Genomic DNA, 18,069 nt, shown 5'->3' on the forward strand with positions numbered 1-18,069 from the left:
GGCGCGACAGGCGGTCGAAAAGGCGGTTTCGGCGGCAAAAAGCCGAAACGGAGGGCAAATCTTGTCAGCTCGCCGATGCTGGGCCGGACTTACACGGCTTCTGCAAATGTCAGCAAGACGTCTTTTTTTGACACTTCAGTAAACAAACGAAACATGAAGGCGGCGCGGGGCAGCGATGCGCGACTCGGGCCGCGCGGTCGTCGCAGCGGCCCTCCTCTCGCTGTGTTCGCCTACAGCAAGGCTGACAAGGAGCGCTCGACCTCCGCCGCCGCCTGCCCGCTGCGAGCGGCCCAGTCGGCCACCTGGTCGGGCCCGATCTTGCCGACGTTGAAATAGGTGGCCTCCGGGTGCGACAGGTAAAAGCCGCTGACGCTGGCGGCGGGGGTCATTGCCAGGCTCTCGGTCAGCTCCATGCCGATCTCGTCGCACGCCAGCACGCGGAACATCTCGCGTTTGACGGTGTGGTCCGGGCAGGCCGGGTAGCCCGGCGCGGGGCGGATGCCCTGGTATTGCTCGGCGATCAACGCGGCGCTGTCCAGTCGTTCGTCGGCCGCGTAACCCCAGAGATCCGTGCGCACCCGGTGGTGCATGCACTCGGCCAGCGCCTCGGCGAGCCGGTCGGCGAGCGCCTTGAACATGATGGCCGAGTAGTCGTCCAGATCGTCGAGGAAGGCCCGCTCCTTCTTCTCGACGCCAAGCCCGGCCGTGACGGCGAACAGGCCGACATAGTCGTTGCCGAGCGGCGACACGAAGTCGGCCAGGCAGCGGTTGGGCCTGCGCACGCCATCGACCACCGGCCGCTCGCTCTGCATGCGCAGGCCGTGCCAGGTCATCAAGGGCTGGGTGCGGGCTTCGTCTGCATACAGCTCGATGTCGTCGTCGTTGACCTGGCGTGCGGGGTAGAGGCCGATCACGGCATTGGCGGTGACCCAGCGGCCTTCGATGATGCGCTTGAGCATGCGCTGGCCGTCGCTGTAGACGCGGCGCGCCGACTCGCCGACGACGTCGTCGTTCAGGATGGCGGGGAAGGCGCCGGCCAGGTCCCAGGTCTGGAAGAAAGGCGCCCAGTCGATGTATTGGGCGATCTCGGCCAGGTCGTAGTTCTTGAACACGCGGCGACCGATGACCTTGGGCTTGGGCGGCGTGTAGGCCGACCAGTCGATCGGGGTCTTGTTGGCGCGGGCCTGGGCCAGGCTGACGAGCGGCGTGGCCTTCTTGTTGGCGTGCTGCTGCCGCACCTTTTCGTAGTCGGCCTTCAGCTCGTCGAGGTAGCGGGCGGCCCGCTCGTCGCTCAGCAACTCGCTGCAGACGTTGACGCTGCGCGACGCGTCGGGCACGTACACCACCGGCCCTTCGTACTTGGGTGCGATCTTGACCGCGGTGTGCACGCGGCTGGTGGTGGCGCCGCCGATCAGCAAGGGCAGCTTCTTCTCACGGAAGTAGTCGTCCCGCTGCATCTCGCTGGCGACGTACTGCATCTCCTCCAGGCTGGGCGTGATCAGGCCCGACAGGCCGATGATGTCGGCACCCTCGGCCTTGGCCTTCGAGAGGATGTCCTGGCACGGGACCATCACGCCCATGTTGACGACTTCGAAGTTGTTGCACTGGAGCACGACGGTGACGATGTTCTTGCCGATGTCGTGCACGTCGCCCTTGACGGTCGCGATGACGATCTTGCCCTTGGCCTTGACGTCGCCGCCGGCCGCGGCCACCTGGCGTTTTTCTTCCTCGATGTAAGGCACCAGGTGCGCCACCGCCTGCTTCATCACGCGGGCCGACTTGACCACCTGGGGCAAGAACATCTTGCCGGCGCCGAACAGGTCGCCGACCACGTTCATGCCGGCCATCAAGGGGCCTTCGATGACGTGCAACGGCCGGCCGCCGCGGGCGCGGATGCGTTGCCACACCTCTTCGGTGTCGGCCACGATGAAGTCGGTGATGCCGTGGATCAGCGCATGGCTCAAGCGCTCGTCGACGTCAGCGTTGCGCCAGGCCAGCTTGGCGCTGTCGTCCTTGGCCGCGCCCTTCACTTGTTCGGCGATCTCGAGGAGGCGCTCGGTCGAGTCGGGGCGCCGGTTCAGCACGACGTCTTCGACACGCTCGCGCAGGTCGGCGTCGAGGTCGTCATAGACGCCGACCATGCCGGCGTTGACGATGCCCATGTCCATGCCGGCTTGGATCGCGTGGTACAGGAACACCGTGTGGATCGCCTCGCGCACCGGCTCGTTGCCGCGGAAGCTGAAGCTGACGTTGCTGACGCCGCCGCTCACCTTGGCGCCCGGCAGGTTCTGCTTGATCCAGCGGGTGGCGTTGATGAAGTCGACGGCGTAGTTGTCGTGCTCTTCGATGCCGGTCGCGATCGCGAAGATGTTGGGGTCGAAGATGATGTCTTCGGGCGGGAACTCGACCTCGTCGACCAGGATGCGGTAGGCCCGCTCGCAGATCTGGATCTTGCGCTGGAAGGTGTCGGCCTGGCCTTGCTCGTCGAACGCCATCACGACCGTGGCCGCGCCGTAGCGTTTGATCAGCTTGGCCTGGCGGCGGAACTCGGCTTCGCCCTCTTTCATCGAGATCGAGTTGACGATGCCCTTGCCCTGGATGCACTTCAGGCCGGCCTCGATGACGCTCCATTTGGACGAGTCGATCATGATCGGCACGCGCGCGATCTCCGGCTCGCCGGCAATCAGGTTCAAAAATCGCACCATGGCCGCCTGGCTGTCCAGCATCGCCTCGTCCATGTTGACGTCGATGACCTGGGCGCCGTTTTCGACCTGCTGCCGGGCGACGCTCAAGGCCTCTTCGAACTGGCCGTTGAGGATCATTCGCGCGAAGGCCTTGGAGCCGGTGACGTTGGTACGTTCGCCGATGTTGACGAACAGATGGCCGGCCCCGATGGTGACCGGTTCGAGACCGGACAGTCGCATCGGCGCAACGGCAGCAGCGGCAGAGGGAGTGGTGTGTTCGGACATGGCGCACCCAGCAGGTTACGGACGACCACGGCTCACCCGCGGCACGGGCGAGCGTCGTTGCATACATCCAAGCCTGACGCCCGCGTGTCGGGGCGCTGCAACGCTCCTTGGAGCGGCGGATTTTACGACATACCCTCGCGCTCGAGTGCGCCTGACGGCATCACGCCCGGAACGGTGCAAGAACAGGTCCCGCGCGGCCGCCGCCGCCTTCCGGAGGCTCCCGCTAGTACGTCCTCACACCAGGGCCGGCACAGGGCTTGCAGTGGCTCGGTTACATGTTTCACGCGTCCGGCCTAGTCGGGCCGGCGCGTTTCGGGCTCAATCGGATACCGCTGTCCAACAGAACAAAGGAGTGCATCGTGAAACGATCCATCATTTCGATCGCCGCCCTCGCCATCTTCGCCAGTGGCTGCGCCAACATGAGCGAAACCCAGGGCAACACCGCCAAGGGGGCCGGCATCGGCGCCGCCGCAGGCGCGGTGCTCGGCGCTGCGACCGCTGGCGGCAATCGCGGCAAGAGTGCGGCCACCGGAGCCGCCGTCGGCGCCGGCATCGGCGCGCTGGGGGGCTATATCTGGTCGAAGCGCATGGAAGAGCAGAAGGCCAAGATGGACCAGGCCACTGCGGGCACCGGCATCGATGTCGAGCGCACCGCCGACAACCAGATCAAAGTGCAGATCCCGAGCGACGCCGGCTTCGACACCGGTCGCTCGGCCATCAAGCCGCAGCTGGCGACGGTGCTCGACAAGTTCGCGGCCAGCATGCGCGAGCATGGCACCACCGAGATTCGCGTGATCGGCCATACCGACAACACTGGCAGCGACGCCACCAACGACCGCCTGTCGGTGGACCGCGCCGCCAGCACGCGTGACTATCTGGTCGGCCGCGGCGTGCCGTACGCCCGCGTCGCCATCGACGGCCGCGGCGACCGCGCGCCGGTGGCGTCCAATGAGAGCGATGCGGGCCGCGCGGAGAACCGGCGGGTCGAGATCTACGTCGCCGAGCGTGAGCAGGTGGCGCAGGGGGCCCAACCGGCGCGCTGATGGCGCGCCCGTAGCCCGCCCACCACCCCCGCACCAGGGGCCCCTCATCTGCGAGGTGCGCCCCCGGCTGGCACAGTGTGACAATTCGCAGCCAAGGACTTCACCGTCTTTGGCTGTCTTTTTTTGTGGGTGGGCCGCGCTCGAGGCGAGCCGGCCACGCCGTTCAAGGAGTTTTCTGAATGACTTTCGATCCGCGTCGCCACGGCCTCGCAGCGACGGTGCTGTCGGTTCTGGCTTTGGCCGCCGGCTGTGCCACCGACCCTGCGCCGAGCCCCTCGCCAGCCACCACCGCGCCCGCCGCCCCGCCGCCGCCGCCGCCGCCCTCGGTCATCGGCGGCAACGCCTGGAGCCCCGCGTTGGCCTCGCTGATGGCCGCCGCCCAGCAGGCCGCTCAGGCCGGCGGTGTCGATGTTTCGCGCACCGAGAACAACCAGCTGCTGATCCGCGCGACCGGCGATGCCGCCTTCGACAGCGGCCGCACCGGCATCAACAACCGATTCCGCCTCTTCCTCGACCAGGTCGCCGCCCCGCTCGCCGCCGCGTCGGCACTGCAAGTGCGGGTGGTCGGCCACACCGACACCGTCGGCTCGAACGCCGTCAATGACCGCATCTCGCTAGAGCGCGCCAACTCGGCACGCGACTACCTGGTGACGCGCGGCGTGACGGCCGAACGGATCATCGCGGAAGGCCGCGGCGAACGTGAGCCGGTGGTCGCGAACGACAACGCCGAAAACCGCGCCCGCAATCGGCGCGTCGAACTGGTGGTGTCCCACCCGGCCGGCCGCTGAAAGCGAGCGCCGCGCTTGCCCCCGCGCCCATGCGGCGGGCGGGCGTGCCGTGTGGCTTCAGGCCACCAGCTGCGTGAACAGGCCCTCGTGCCGGCAGCGCGGCTGGTAGCGCGCGACACGCCGGGCAATCTCGGCGATATGGTCGGGCGTCGTGCCGCAGCAACCGCCGACGATGTTGAGGAAACCGGCCTTGGCGAAGTCTTCCATCAGGCCCCCGGTGATCTCGGGGGTCTCGTCGAAGCCGGTGTCGCTCATCGGATTGGGCAGGCCGGCGTTCGGATAGCAGCTGACGTAGGTGTCGTCGGCGAGCTTGGACAGCTCTTCGATGTAGGGGCGCATCAGCGCCGCACCGAGCGCGCAGTTGAGCCCGATCGCGAGCGGCCGCGCATGCCGCACCGAGTGCCAGAAGGCACCCACGGTCTGCCCGGACAGGATGCGCCCGGACGCATCGGTCACGGTGCCGGACACGATCACCGGCAAACGCTCCCCGGTGGCCTCGAACAGCTCGTCGATCGCGAAGATCGCCGCCTTGGCGTTGAGCGTGTCGAAGATGGTCTCAACCAGGAACAGGTCGGCGCCGCCTTCGAGCAAGCCTTCGCCCTGCTCGTAATACGCCGCCTTCAATTCGTCGAAGCTGACGTTACGCGCGCCCGGGTCGTTGACGTCGGGGCTGATGCTCGCCGTGCGCGGCGTGGGGCCGAAGGCGCCGGCGACGAAGCGCGGCTTGTCTGGCGTGCTGTAGGCATCGCAGGCAGCCCGAGCGATACGGGCGGCTTCGACGTTCATCTCGCGCGCCAGGTGCGGCAGGTCGTAGTCTTCCTGGGCGATGCGGGTGGCGCCGAAGGTGTTGGTCTCGACGATGTCGGCGCCGGCGCGCAAATAGCCTTCATGGATTTCGCGGATCACGTCGGGCCGCGTGAACTGCAGCAGTTCGTTGTTGCCCTTCAGGTCTTTGCCGTGGTCGGCAAACCGCTCGCCCCGGTAATCGGCTTCGCCCAGCTTGTAGCGCTGGATCATGGTGCCCATCGCACCGTCGAGCACGACGATACGTTGCTTCAGGATCTCGGGCAGGCGGGCGGCGCGGGTGTAGGGATGGGCACTCATGCGCCGATTGTAGGGAGAGCGGCGCACCGCGCGACCGTCAGGGCTGACACAAACAACCGCGCGATCCGGGCAATCCTCCCTGGTGGTCGCCGCCGCCTTGCTCGAGAATGCGTCGACGGCATGTTTCCCTTATGAAGTATCTCGCTCCCAAACAGGCCTGGGCCTACCTGCAGGCGCACCCTGACACCGTGTTCGTCGACGTGCGCATGGAACTCGAACACCTCTACGTCGGCCATCCGCCGGGCATCGTCCACATTCCCTGGTACGAATACCCCGAGATGGTGCCGCAGCCCGAGCGCTTCGTTCAGCAGGTGCTGCGCGAAGCCGGCACGCACGAACGCCCGGTGATGCTGCTGTGCCGCTCGGGCAACCGCACCGAGCCGGCGGGCGTCGCGCTCGAGGCGGCGGGTTTCCGCGAGGTGTTGAGCGTGCTGCATGGCTTCGAGGGTGAACTCGACGCCGATTTCCACCGCAACACGCTCAACGGCTGGCGCCACGACGGGCTGCCCTGGCAGCAGATGTAGCGGCGGCAGGGCCGCGGGCACCGCCCTCCGATGCGGCCCACTAGTGCACGAACCCCATGCCGGCCTGACGCCGCACCTCGGGTTTGACGCGGTGCTCGGCCTCCAGCTGTGCCAGGAACTCTTCGGCGTCGAATTCGACCGCCAGGATGTCGACCTGCCGCCGCACCGAGGCGAAATCGCCGGGCGTCAGCGCGTCGAGCTTGGCCAGGCGGCGGCGCTGCTCGGGCGTCAACCGCTCGGCCTCCCCCGCCAACGCTTCCGCCACGAACATACGTTCACGCTGGTCCAGGCGCAGCGGCTTGAAGCGGATCTTGAAGGTGAAGCGACGCAGCGCCGCCTCGTCCAGTTCTTCGAAGAGGTTGGTGGTGCAAACGAAGATGCCGCGGAAGCGCTCCATGCCCTGCAGCATCTCGTTGACTTCGCTCACCTCGTAGTTGCGCTCCGCCATCCGGCGGCTCCGCAAGAAACTGTCGGCCTCGTCGAGGAGCAGCACGGCGTGTTCGGCCTCGGCCTCTTCGAACATGCGGGCCATGTTCTGTTCGGTCTCGCCGACGTATTTGCTGACCAGGTCGGAGGCTTGCCGCACCATCAGCGGCTGCTGCAGTTCACGCGCGATGTGCTCGGCCAGGGCCGTCTTGCCGGTACCCGGTGGCCCGTGAAAACACAAGGTGCCGAAGCCCTTGCGTCGCAAGGCTTCGACGATGCGGGGCAGCTCGAAGCGGGTTTCAGTGTGGAGCAGCGCGAGGTCGTACTGCGTGACGACGTGGCGGGCGCCGCGCTCGGGCGACGCCGCGCCGAGCGCCTTGTCGGCATTGCAGAGCTGCCGCTCGATCAGCGCCTCGACGCCGTCGTCCCCGCCGGCCAGGCGGGCAAAGCGCACTGCCGTGCGCACCTGCGCCGGGGTCAGGCCCTTGCGCGCCGACAGCTTGGCGACGAACTCGGGCGCGACCGGAACGCCGGCCAGCGCCTTGGCGACCAGCGCCTCGCGCGCGCCCGGCGGCGGTGATTTGAGCTCGAGGTGGTACTGGAACCGGCGCCGGAAGGCCGGGTCGATCTGCTCGATGCGGTTGGTGACCCAAACCACCGGCACCGGGTTGCTCTCGAGGATCTGGTTGACCCAGGCCTTGCCACTGACCGAGCCGCTCGGCAAGCCGTCGCCCACCTCCAGCCGCGCCATCAGCTGCGCGGTGTCGGTGCTGAGCGGCGGGAACACGTCTTCCACTTCGTCGAACAGCAGCGCCACATTGGGGCTGCCCTTCAGAAATACATGGCTGATCTGCAGCGAGCGATAACGGTCGCGGCCCGACAGCGAATTGCCGTCGCGGTCGGCGTACTCGACCTCGTAGAGCTCCAGCCCGGCCGCCTGCGCGACCACCTTGGCCAGCTCGGTCTTGCCGGTGCCGGGCGGTCCGTACAGCAGGATGTTCACACCCGGCTCTTTTTGCGCCACCGCGTTGCGGAGCAAGGACACGAGCATGCGGACGTCGTCGGCGACGTAATGGAAGTCGGCCAGCGACAGCTCGCTGCGCGACGCGGGCCGCGTGAACACCGCCATCAGCTCGGACTCGTCGCGGTATTCGCGCATCAGCACCGGCGGCAGCTGCTCGGAGACCTTCATCAGGTCGGCCAGGTCGGTGATGTTGTGCTCGGAGATCAGGTTCTCGACCATGCCGATGCGCTCGAGCCGCGAGCCCGCCCGCAACGCCTCGGCGACGTCTTTCTCGTCGACACCGGCGATCTCGGCGAGCACCGCATAGGCTTCCTGCGCGTTGGCCACCTTGAACTCGACCAACAGGCCGCGCAGCTCGCGCTGGTAGCGCGCCAGCGTGCCATACAGCAGCAGCGCGCGCTCGGCGGGGTTCAGCTGCAGCAGTCCGGCGAGCGCGTCGATGTTCTTCTCGACCAGCGTGCTCTGCTTCTTCAACTGCCGCCCGAGCCACTCGCAGGTGGCGCCGAGCACGGCCAGCAGGTCCTTGGGCGCGTCCTTGATGTACTCGTCGATGTAGAAAAAGAGTGTGCCTTCTTCATAGGGCCCGGCCCACACACCGTGCCGCGCCAGGAACTCGGCGTCGTTCAGCTGCTCGTGGCCGGCCCAATGCTCGTTGCCCGCACAGCGGCGAGCGAGGAATTCGCGCAAGCGGGCCAGCACCGTGGCCGGCCACACCAGATGCTTGCCGGTCAGCGCCAGCAGGCTGCTCCAGTCACGCCGGACATTGAAGCGGCCGACGTGCCGCAGTGTCAGGGTCAGCAGGAAATGAGAACACATGCGGTCGAGCACCGGGGCTTCGGCGAGCCCGGGCGACACGAGCACGCGTGTCTCGATATGCCGTTTCACCATCAACGCCTCCTTCCTGGGGCGGTTGCGCCCCGGGTCGCCGCACGGCGGGGCCGTGCGTCGGGACGAGGCACGATACCCCAGTCGTCTGCACAAGGAAAGGAGGGATCGGACCGCGGCGACAGCAGGGCACCGCGCTCACCCCGGCCGGCACGCATGGCGTACAGCGGCGGGCATCGACAGCCGCCGGGGCGAGCCCCGGCGGAGGAGGATCAGTGCAGCACCACCGGCTGCAACATCAGCGACGAGAAGCGCTCGATGTAGGCGTCGATGTCTTCGACGGTCGGCGAGCCTTCGATCAGGGCTTCGACACCCTGCTTGAAGCTCTCCGCCAGCGCGCCTTCGATGTAGATCTCTTTGCGCTTGAACTTGTCGACGATCTCGTAGCCACCCCGCGTCAGCCCTCCGATCTCGGCCTCGTCTTCGAGCGCCGACGCCGGCACTTCGAACTCGACGACCGCGAAGTTCTCTGAGTTGTAAAGCATTTGCATGACGGACTCCTTGGAGGAGACCCCCCGCGGACTGCAGGGGGTTCTCGTGACGCGATGTAGATGGAGCATGACACGCAAATTTCAAGCCATCCCCAGCCTTGTGGTTATCGGGGCCGGTGGAGCCTGACATCGGGCTGAACAGCGGCGTGGCAGCCCATGCGGCGCCTGCGGCGCTGGGATTTCTGTCAGCCTTCGTTCTGCAACAACAGTTCCAAGGGGTCACCGCGCCCATCAATGAGGCGCGCGCGAACCGGCAGATATTGACGTGTTGGGTCGAGCCAGACTTCCGCGGCGGCGCCCCCTTCCCGCTGCGCCGGCCGTACCAGCCGGGCAGCGCGGACGGCCCCTCCCGCGAGCGGCACCGACTGCGGCGGCTGACACTGGAACCGCCAGCTCTCAGTGTCGCCGTGCCGGTTGACAACGGGCATCGTGAGCGTGCGGCCGGGGCTGACGTTCTTCGGGTCCGCCAGCGCGAGCGCGGCGAGTTGCACCATCCAGCTGACGCGATCCTGGGCACCGGGCACCAGCGGGTGTTCGCCGCCCTCGCCGCCCAACACGACGACCTTGCCTTGGTCGGCGCGGAATTCCGTGGCTTGTTCGTCGCGGCCCCGCCGGCGTTCAGTGAAGCGTTCCGGCAGCAAGCCCGCCGGGCCCAACCGACCGACGCTGAGCTGCTCGATCAGCGTCCCCAGCAAAGGCGCCCGGCCTTCGAGCCGCAGTTGGTAGGACGAGGCGACCGGCGCCCAGACGAGCTGTCCGGTGCCGGTCAGGCCGCTGCGCCGCAACTGGTAGACGAACGAGAACGCGCCCGGCGCGCGCGCCTGTGCCTTACTGAAACGCGGTGCGGCGCTCACCCCTGAGCCGATGCCGCACAGCGCGGCGGCGCCGAGGCCGCACAGCAAGCGACGCCGGCCGGGATCGCCGTCGAGCCGGGGTGCTGGGCTCAGCAGACCGGGAGGGTCTGCCTGGGAGCGGGTGTGGCCGTCTTTAGAATCGCGGCCTCGATCGAACAGAACCGCAGACATGAAGCTCGCCACTTACAAGGACGGCTCGCGCGACGGCCAACTGGTTGTCGTGTCGAGAGATTTGAGCATGGCGCATTATGCGAGCGGCATCGCATCGCGCTTGCAACAGGTGTTGGACGACTGGAACTTCGTGTCTCCGCAGTTGCAGGACCTGTACACCACCCTCAACCAGGGCAAGGCGCGGCACGCCTTCCCCTTCGACCCGTCGTTGTGCATGGCACCTTTGCCGCGCGCCTACCAATGGGTGGCGGGATCGGCGTACTTGCAGCACGAGCAGGTGCTGCGCAAGGCCCGCGGTGCGCCCGCGCTGGAACATGCCAAGAGCGACCCGCTGCTCTACCAGGGGGCCAGTGACGACTTTCTCGGCCCGCAAGACGACATCGTCGTGCGCAGCGAGGACTACGGCATCGACTTCGGCGCCGGCCTCGCGGTGGTGACCGGGGACGTGGCGATGGCGACCCCGCCGCAAGAGGCGCTCGAATCGGTGCGACTGCTGATGCTGGTCAACGACATCACGCTGCGCCAGTTGATGCCGCCCGAACTGGCCAAGGGCTCCGGCCTGGTGCTCAGCCGCCCGACCGCCGCCTTCGCCCCGGTGGCGGTGACGCCCGACGAACTGGGCCCCGCCTGGCAAGGCGGGCGGGTGCACCTGAACCTGCAGGTGAGCTGGAACGGCAAGAAAGTGGGCTTGTGCGAGACCGGCCCGGAGATGCAGTTTCACTTCGGCCAGCTGATTTCGCACCTCTGCAAGACCCGGCAGCTGCGCAGCGGCGCCATCGTCGGCAGCGGCACCGTCAGCAACCAGGACACGGCGCGCGGCTACTGCTGCATCGCCGAGAAGCGGGCGCTCGAGACGCTGGAGCACGGCGCGCCGAAGACCGAGTTCATGAAGCTGGGCGACACGGTGCGGATGGAGGTCAAGGGCGGCGACGGCGTGTCGGTGTTCGGCGCCATCGATCAAGCGGTGGCGGCGCGCCGCTGAAAGCGAGCGATCACCACCGAGGTGTTGCGAAGCTGCATCACTTCCGGTGTGTTCCAGCGCAATTCCCGGTCATTTCATGGGTGGCCGCGCGGCCCATTTTTACAATCGTATGACTCGTCAGGACACGCCGGTTGCACGGCGTCCGGCTTGTGTCGACCTCTCTCTCACACTCTCTCAGAAGGAAGCACACATGAAACGCATCGCTCTTGTGGCCGCGCTCGCCGGTGCCGTGGCGGTCCCGGCTTTCGCGCAAAGTTCTTTGCAGGTGTATGGCCGCCTGAACACGTCGGTGGAGCGCCAGCGGCAGCAGAACGAGACCACGGTGAAACTCGTCGACAACGCCTCGCGTCTCGGCTTCAAGGGCACCGAAGATCTGGGCGGCGGGTTGAAAGCGGTGTTCCAACTCGAGCATGGCTTCAACGTTGACGACGGGAAGACCGCCAGCGCCAGTTTCTGGGGTCGCGAAAGCTGGGTGGGCTTGGCCGGCGGATTCGGCACGGTGCGCTTCGGGAACACTCCCAGCGCCACTTACTTCGCGACGGCCGACTACGTCAGTCTTCACAACCACGATACCGGCAGTTCTGAAGACAAGCTGTACGCCTACGTGATGCGCACCACCAACAAGGTCGCCTACACCACGCCGTCCTTCGGCGGCCTGACCCTGGAAGGCCAGTACAGCCTGCGTGAAGGTGTCGCCGGACAAGGCAACGCCTGGGAAATCGCGGCCAACTTTGACCAGGGGCCCCTCCACCTGGGCGGCGGTTTTACGCGCAACGAAGACGACCGTGCAGCCACCGTCCGGGCGTTGTTCGAGTTCGGTGCCTTCACGTTCGGCGGCTACTACCAGCGCGACGAATTCGAAGACGAGTACCGCAACAACTACCGGCTGGCCGGGATGTACACGATGGGGGCGTCCGAATTCCACCTGAACTTCGGGTACGCCGACGACCGCGGCGGTGTCGACGATACCGGCGCGCAGCAAGTCACCGCGGCCTACAACTACAACCTGTCGAAGCGGACCAAGCTGTTCGCGTTCTGGACCAAGGTGCGCAACGATGACGACGCGGTCTATTTCCCCAACGAAACGACCGGGGGCCCCATCGCGGGTGGCGATTTCTCGTCTTTCGCGCTTGGCGTACGGCACAACTTCTGATTCGGGTCCGCACTGCGGAAACGGCCCTTCGGGGCCGTTTTTTTTGGTTCACAGCCGCGATCGCGCCTCCACGGGTCGACCTCCATGCCACACCACTGTTGCACCAATGCGTCAGTTCTACGGCCTGACACCCTCTTTCTAGGGGTTCGTACCGAGAAAGAACGTTTGTCATTTCTACAATGCAAGTACTGACCCGGAAACGCGAAGTAACTTGAACAGGGGTCGGTTCTCTCTCCTCAACTTCACATCTATACAACATGAAACGCATCGCTCTCGTGGCCGCTCTGGCCGCCGCGTTCGCCGCCCCGGTGTTCGCTCAAAGCTCCGTGACCGTGTACGGCCGTCTGAACACCTCGATCGAGCGCCAGAAGGCCGGCGACGAGTCGCGCACCGTGCTGCAGAACAACGCCTCGCGTCTGGGCTTCAAGGGCTCGGAAGACCTCGGCGGCGGTCTGAAGGCCAACTTCATGATCGAGCATCGCTTCAACGTCGACGATGGCAAGACGAGCGGCGACGCCTTCTGGAGCGGCGACAGCTGGGTCGGCCTGTCCGGCAACTTCGGCGCGGTGCGCCTGGGCCGTCAGACCAGCGCCCTCTACTACGCGACCGCCGACTACGTCAGCCTGCACAACCACGACACCGGCTCCTCGTCGGACGCGCTGTACGCCTACAACTCGCGCAACCAGAACAAGCTCTCCTACATCACCCCCAGCCTCGGCGGCCTGACCGGTGAAGTGCAGTACAGCCTGCACGAAGGCGCGTCTGAAGACGGCGAAAAGCTGGCCAACCAGTGGGAGCTGGCGCTGAACTTCGACCAAGGCCCCCTGCACCTGGGCGGCGGCTACAGCAAGAACGACGACCTGAAGGTGTTCGCCGTGCGCGCGCTGTACGAACTGGGCGCCTTCACCTTCGGTGGCTACTACGAGCGTGACAAGTTCGACGACGAGAAGCGCAACAACTTCCGCCTGTCGGGCATGTACACCCTGGGCGCCTCGGAGTTCCACCTGAACGTGGGCGTGGCCGGCGACCTGGGCGACTTGGACGACACCGGTGCCAAGCAGTTCACCGTGGGCTACAACTACAACCTGTCCAAGCGCACCAAGCTGTTCGCCTTCTACACCAAGCTGGCCAACGACGAAGCCGGCATCTACGGCGTCGGTGCTGACAACGCCAACGCGGCTCCGGACGACTTCTCGTCCTTCGCCGTCGGCCTGCGCCACAACTTCTGATCCAGGCACTGCCTGATCGAAGCTGCGAAAACGGCCCTTCGGGGCCGTTTTTCTTTGGTGCGCGGCGAGCGCGGAGCGCCCCGCTCACGGATACGCAATGAACCCGCTCTCGCCCGGCACCGGCGGAAACGCCTGGTGATCCTGGCGCCGCCAGGCCTCCACCGCCGCGTCGATGCGCGCCTGCCGCGACGACACGAAGTTCCAGCGGATGTGGCGCGGATGCGTGTGGCTGTTCTCAGCTCCCAGCTCCAGCGGCTCGCCGCCCAGCAGCACCGCCACCGTCTTCTCCAATGCACGCAACCGAGCGGGCCGTCCGGGCAGCACCAGCATCTCGCCGCGATCGACCGGCTCGCCTTCGACGCTCAGCGAACCCGAGACCACGTAAACCGCGCGCTCCGGATGATCCAGCGGCAGCTCGATGCTGCAGCCGAACGGCATTTCCGCCACCACGTAGAGCGTGCCACTTCTGACCGGCACCGGCGAACGGCGGCCGAACGCATCGCCGACCACCACCCGCAACACCGCACCGTGCGCCTCCAGCACCGGCAAGGCGTTGGCGTCAACGTGCACAAACGCCGGGGCCGATTCCTCCTCGCCGGGCGGCAGCGCGAGCCAGGTCTGCAGCCCGTGCAAGCGCGGCCCGGACACCCGCTCGCCCTCGGGCGAGCGCTCGGAGTGCACGATGCCGCGACCGGCACTCATCCAGTTCACTTCGCCCGGGCGGATCTCGCGCACGCTGCCCAGACTGTCGCGATGCACAATCACGCCCTCGAAGAGATAGGTGACCGTGGCCAGGCCGATGTGCGGGTGCGGCGCAATGTCCATGCCCCCGCCGGGCGGCAGCTGCGTGGGGCCGAAGTGGTCGAAGAACACGAAGGGGCCGACCGCCTGCAAGGCCGCCGCCGGCAACAAACGGCGCACCTGCAGGCCGGCGCCGAGATCTTTCACGTGTGAATGCAGTCGAACCGGTTCCATGTACCCTCCTCCTGTTGATCCATTGCGCGCTGGCGTGCCGGCGAGGTCTATCGCTTGTGGGATGCGCCATCATGAGTGAGTTCCCCCGCACGCTCAAGATCATCACCGTCTGGGCGGTGGTCGGGCTGGCGCTGTTCCTCGGTTTTCGCGCCATCGAGGCGCAGCAACAACGTTTGCGCTTCGAGGCCAGCGGCGACGTCATCACCCTGCACCGTGGCCCCGACGGGCACTACCGCTGGCCGGGCCGCATCAACGGCGTGCCGGTCGACTTCCTGGTCGACACCGGTGCCACCCGCACCGCGCTGCCCGAATGGGTGGCACGCAAGGCCCGGCTGGACACGGACGGCAAGGTGACCTCGAGCACCGCCGGCGGGGTGGTGACCGGCAGCCGGGCACGGGCGGACCTGGTGCTCGAAGGGGGCGTCAAGGCCAGTTCGCTGCGGGTGGTGGTGCTCCCGCAGCTCGACGACGCTCTGCTCGGCATGGACGTGTTGGGCCGTCTGAAGATCGGCCAGCACCGCGACCAGTTGACCATCGACCTGCGCGGCTCCTGACAAAGGGTGTGTCCAGCGGCCGGCCGTGGGCGGGCACTGCACGTGCTGCCATCTGCCAAAGAGGGCCCGGGCGCGCGGATGCCCGCCCTGCGCCCCGGCGCACAATCTGTTCCTCATTGCGGAGACGAGCGCATGAACGACCCGATGCAAGGATTTGGCAAGCTGGTGCCCGGTTTCGAGTTCCTCCAGGAAATGATGAAGAGCGCGGGCAGCGCGATGCCCAGCTTCACGCAGTGGGTCGCGCCGACGCTGGACCCCAAGGAACTCGAAAAGCGCATCGGCGAGCTGCGCACGGTGCAGTTCTGGCTCGAACAGAACGCCCGCATGTTGAGTGCCACCATCCAGGCCATGGAAGTGCAACGCATGACCCTGGCGACGCTGGAGTCGATGAACGTGCCGATGGACACGCTGCGGGACTCTCTGAAGGTGACGGTGCCCTCGCCGCCGCCGGCCCCTGCCGCCGGTCCGGGCCCCGACCGGGACGCTGCCGCTGCCAAGCCGGGCCCTAGCGGCACCGGCACCGGCACGGGCACGGGCACAGGCCAGACCGCGAGCGCCGGTCTCATCGATCCCATGCAATGGTGGGGCGCGCTGACACAGCAGTTCGCGACGCTCGCCACCAACACGATGGCCGAAGCGCTGAAAGACAGCGGGTCCGAGGCGGTCCGCCAGCGCGCCAGCGACATGGTGAAACAATCGTTCGAAACAGCGCAGCACAACCTGCGGCAGACCATGGCCCCGCTGCAGCCCGCCGGCGACGAGACCGCGCCCGCGCGCAAGGCGCCGGCGCGCCGCGGGGGCGCCAAAGGCGACACGCCGAACGCCGACACCTGAGCGGTGGGCGATCGCGGCCCCCAGCTGCCACACGGCCGGCGCTGGTGCACACTCGGGTCATGAAGCTGTTTCCACATGCCCACGCGACCCACCCCGACTGGCGGGTCGCCCTGTCGCTGGCCCTGGCCCAGCTCGACGGCCTGCGCGGTCAGGAGCGGCACGCCCTGGAGCCCACGCTCGGCTGGGTCTACCTGACCGACCACTACGCCGGCCATGCCGACGAGATCCTCGCGCGCCTGCAGGACTACCTGCCGGGCACCAGCTGGGTGGGCGCCGTCGGCGTCGGCGTGATGGGCAGCGGCGTCGAGTACTTCGACGAACCCGGGCTCAGCCTGATGCTGGGCGACGTGCCGCGCGACCGTTTTGCGGTCTTCTCGGGTGTCCAGCCGCTGCCGGCCGGCTTCGAAGCCCACACCGCCCAGGTGCACGCCGACGGCAACACACCCGACATGGGCGAACTGCTGGCCGAACTGGCCGACCGCACCCGCAGCGGCTATTTGTTCGGCGGCCTCGCCGCCGCGCGCACGCGCACGGTGCACATCGCCGACCGCGTCCTGGAAGGCGGCCTGTCGGGCGTGGCCTTCGACACCTCGGTGCAGCTGATGTCGCGCGTCACACAGGGCTGCCAGCCGGTCGGCCCCGCGCGCCGCATCACCGGCGTGGACCGTAACGTCATCGCGACGCTCGACGGCGAACCGGCGCTCGACTGCCTGCTGCGCGACCTCCAGCTGGACCCCGACGAACCCCGCAAGGCGCTGCCGCGCCTGCAGGCCACCCTGGTCGGGTTGAGCGACGCCGACACACCGGCGATCGCCCGCCCCGGCCAGTTCGGCGCCGACACCCTGGTGCGCCACCTGATCGGCATCGACCCCCACGAGCGCGGCATCGCGGTGGCGGAGCAGCCGAGCCTGGGTATGCAGCTGGCCTTCTGCGCCCGCCATGCCGAGGCAGCGCGGCGCGACCTGGTGCGCATCTGCACCGAGATCCGCGAGGAGATCGAACCCGAGCACCTGCCGCAGGAGGCCCGGCCGCTCAGCCCGCCGTCGCCGGCCACCGACGCCAGCGCCGTCACCTCGGCCACAGCCGCTCGCGCCATCGTCGGCGCCATCTACGTGAGCTGTGCCGGGCGCGGCGGGCCGCATTTCGGTGCCCCGTCAGCCGAGTTGCAACTGGTGCGTCACGCGCTCGGCGACGTCCCGCTGGTCGGCTTTTTCGCCGGCGGTGAAATCGCCCACCATCACCTCTACGGCTACACCGGTGTGCTGACGGTGTTCACCAGCGCCTAGGCCGTGCACGGAACCCCACCGCGCCGATCCGGTCCAACTCCCGCCATGCCGCTCACCCCCGCCGCCTCTCTCGCCTGTCGCCGCCGGCTGCCCTTGCCCGACGCCGCCGGCTGGTTCGTCCTGCTCGCCGGCGCCCTGTGGTTCGGCGCGGCCACGCCCACCGCCGCGGCGGAACAAGCGATCTACCAGCAACGCCTGCCGGACGGCCAGGTGGTGATCACCGACCGTCCGGTGCCCGGCGCCGTGATCCTGAAAACCTGGAACGTGCCCACCGACGACCCGGCCCAGGCCGCCGCCCGGCGCGCGGCCGCCCAGCAGGAGGCCGCCCAGACGGCCGAGCGGGTGCAGCGCAACCTCGAATCGCGCCAGCAGCTCGACACCCAGCTGGAAATCGAACGCCTGCGCCGCGACCAGGCGCAGGCCGAGCTGGCCGCCGAACGCGAGCGCTCCGCCCGGGCCCAGGCGGAATCGCAGCCGGTGTGGGTGGTGCCGGGCCGGTATCCGGTCGCGCCGCCGATCGGCCGTCCGCCCTGGCTGCAACCGCCGGCGCACCCCGCCCCGCCGCCATCGAAGACGCCGCGCCGCCCGCCCGACAAGCCGGCCTCGCTCTTGGTCGAGCCGCCGCCGCACCACCACCACCACCACCACCACCGCTGAAGGGCGGGCAGGCCGGGCGCTTTTGCGCCCGAGTCAAAACTGCTCACCGCCCGCCGGGCCCCGCATGTCCCAGGACTCCCCGCGCGCCGAAGTACAGTCGCGGCTGGCCGCGCGCAACTG

The 18,069-nt window shown here is 67.8% G+C and carries 16 protein-coding genes and 1 riboswitch; of the genes, 10 read left to right on the forward strand and 6 right to left on the reverse strand.

Features of this window, described 5'->3' with window-relative positions; all coding sequences use genetic code 11:
• Nucleotides 1-230 precede the first annotated feature (230 nt).
• The gene (metH, locus tag AAW51_RS25305; RefSeq protein WP_083438568.1) at nt 231-2,969 is read right to left on the reverse strand and encodes a methionine synthase; all 2,739 of its coding nucleotides are present in this window, start codon (nt 2,967-2,969) and stop codon (nt 231-233) included.
• Between the two features lie 42 nt (nt 2,970-3,011).
• Nucleotides 3,012-3,084, reverse strand: a riboswitch (S-adenosyl-L-homocysteine riboswitch).
• Nucleotides 3,085-3,328: 244 nt separating this feature from the next.
• Here metH and AAW51_RS25310 point away from each other — a divergent pair.
• Nucleotides 3,329-4,012 carry a YiaD family glycine zipper/OmpA-like lipoprotein gene (locus tag AAW51_RS25310; protein ID WP_047196839.1) on the forward strand — a complete coding sequence of 228 codons (684 nt, stop codon included), beginning with the start codon at nt 3,329-3,331 and terminating at the stop codon, nt 4,010-4,012.
• A gap of 179 nt (nt 4,013-4,191) precedes the next feature.
• Nucleotides 4,192-4,800: an OmpA family protein gene (locus AAW51_RS25315; RefSeq protein ID WP_053013898.1), complete on the forward strand. Its 609-nt coding sequence runs from the start codon at nt 4,192-4,194 to the stop codon at nt 4,798-4,800.
• Between the two features lie 57 nt (nt 4,801-4,857).
• Here AAW51_RS25315 and AAW51_RS25320 read toward each other — a convergent pair whose 3' ends face one another.
• Nucleotides 4,858-5,904, reverse strand: coding sequence for a homocysteine S-methyltransferase family protein (locus AAW51_RS25320; RefSeq protein ID WP_047196840.1), 1,047 nt, complete (start codon nt 5,902-5,904; stop codon nt 4,858-4,860).
• Between the two features lie 131 nt (nt 5,905-6,035).
• Between AAW51_RS25320 and AAW51_RS25325 the strand changes: the two genes are divergently transcribed.
• On the forward strand, nt 6,036-6,428 hold the full coding sequence (locus AAW51_RS25325) for a rhodanese-like domain-containing protein (protein WP_047196841.1): 393 nt from the start codon (nt 6,036-6,038) through the stop codon (nt 6,426-6,428).
• 40 nt (nt 6,429-6,468) lie between these two features.
• On the opposite strand, the gene AAW51_RS25330 is transcribed toward AAW51_RS25325, so the two are convergent.
• The 3 genes from AAW51_RS25330 to AAW51_RS25340 form a co-directional block, all read right to left on the reverse strand.
• Complete coding sequence (locus AAW51_RS25330) at nt 6,469-8,766, reverse strand: ATP-binding protein (protein WP_047196842.1); 2,298 nt, start codon at nt 8,764-8,766, stop codon at nt 6,469-6,471.
• Nucleotides 8,767-8,975: 209 nt separating this feature from the next.
• Nucleotides 8,976-9,254 carry a BTH_I0359 family protein gene (locus tag AAW51_RS25335; RefSeq protein ID WP_047196843.1) on the reverse strand — a complete coding sequence of 93 codons (279 nt, stop codon included), beginning with the start codon at nt 9,252-9,254 and terminating at the stop codon, nt 8,976-8,978.
• A gap of 185 nt (nt 9,255-9,439) precedes the next feature.
• Nucleotides 9,440-10,291: a DUF3108 domain-containing protein gene (locus tag AAW51_RS25340; protein WP_157360033.1), complete on the reverse strand. Its 852-nt coding sequence runs from the start codon at nt 10,289-10,291 to the stop codon at nt 9,440-9,442.
• Here AAW51_RS25340 and AAW51_RS25345 point away from each other — a divergent pair.
• From AAW51_RS25345 to AAW51_RS25355, 3 genes are all read left to right on the forward strand, one after another.
• Nucleotides 10,278-11,261 carry a fumarylacetoacetate hydrolase family protein gene (locus AAW51_RS25345; RefSeq protein ID WP_047196844.1) on the forward strand — a complete coding sequence of 328 codons (984 nt, stop codon included), beginning with the start codon at nt 10,278-10,280 and terminating at the stop codon, nt 11,259-11,261. The two genes, AAW51_RS25340 and AAW51_RS25345, sit on opposite strands and share 14 nt — an antisense overlap.
• 190 nt (nt 11,262-11,451) lie before the next feature.
• Nucleotides 11,452-12,414, forward strand: coding sequence for a porin (locus AAW51_RS25350; RefSeq protein WP_047196845.1), 963 nt, complete (start codon nt 11,452-11,454; stop codon nt 12,412-12,414).
• 257 nt (nt 12,415-12,671) lie between these two features.
• Nucleotides 12,672-13,643, forward strand: coding sequence for a porin (locus tag AAW51_RS25355; protein ID WP_047196846.1), 972 nt, complete (start codon nt 12,672-12,674; stop codon nt 13,641-13,643).
• A gap of 84 nt (nt 13,644-13,727) precedes the next feature.
• On the opposite strand, the gene AAW51_RS25360 is transcribed toward AAW51_RS25355, so the two are convergent.
• On the reverse strand, nt 13,728-14,618 hold the full coding sequence (locus AAW51_RS25360) for a pirin family protein (RefSeq protein ID WP_047196847.1): 891 nt from the start codon (nt 14,616-14,618) through the stop codon (nt 13,728-13,730).
• Between the two features lie 71 nt (nt 14,619-14,689).
• On the opposite strand from AAW51_RS25360, the gene AAW51_RS25365 reads away from it, so the two are divergent.
• The 4 genes from AAW51_RS25365 (at nt 14,690) to AAW51_RS25380 (ending at nt 17,949) form a co-directional block, all read left to right on the forward strand.
• Nucleotides 14,690-15,172: a retropepsin-like aspartic protease family protein gene (locus AAW51_RS25365; protein WP_053013900.1), complete on the forward strand. Its 483-nt coding sequence runs from the start codon at nt 14,690-14,692 to the stop codon at nt 15,170-15,172.
• Between the two features lie 132 nt (nt 15,173-15,304).
• The gene (locus AAW51_RS25370; protein WP_047196848.1) at nt 15,305-16,006 is read left to right on the forward strand and encodes a PhaM family polyhydroxyalkanoate granule multifunctional regulatory protein; all 702 of its coding nucleotides are present in this window, start codon (nt 15,305-15,307) and stop codon (nt 16,004-16,006) included.
• 59 nt (nt 16,007-16,065) lie between these two features.
• A complete protein-coding gene (locus AAW51_RS25375) occupies nt 16,066-17,292 on the forward strand; it encodes an FIST signal transduction protein (RefSeq protein ID WP_047196849.1) in 1,227 nt (408 codons plus the stop codon).
• Between the two features lie 45 nt (nt 17,293-17,337).
• Nucleotides 17,338-17,949: a hypothetical protein gene (locus tag AAW51_RS25380; protein WP_047196850.1), complete on the forward strand. Its 612-nt coding sequence runs from the start codon at nt 17,338-17,340 to the stop codon at nt 17,947-17,949.
• Nucleotides 17,950-18,069: the final 120 nt, after the last annotated feature.

The organism is Caldimonas brevitalea, from assembly GCF_001017435.1.
Lineage (GTDB): Bacteria > Pseudomonadota > Gammaproteobacteria > Burkholderiales > Burkholderiaceae_C > Caldimonas > Caldimonas brevitalea.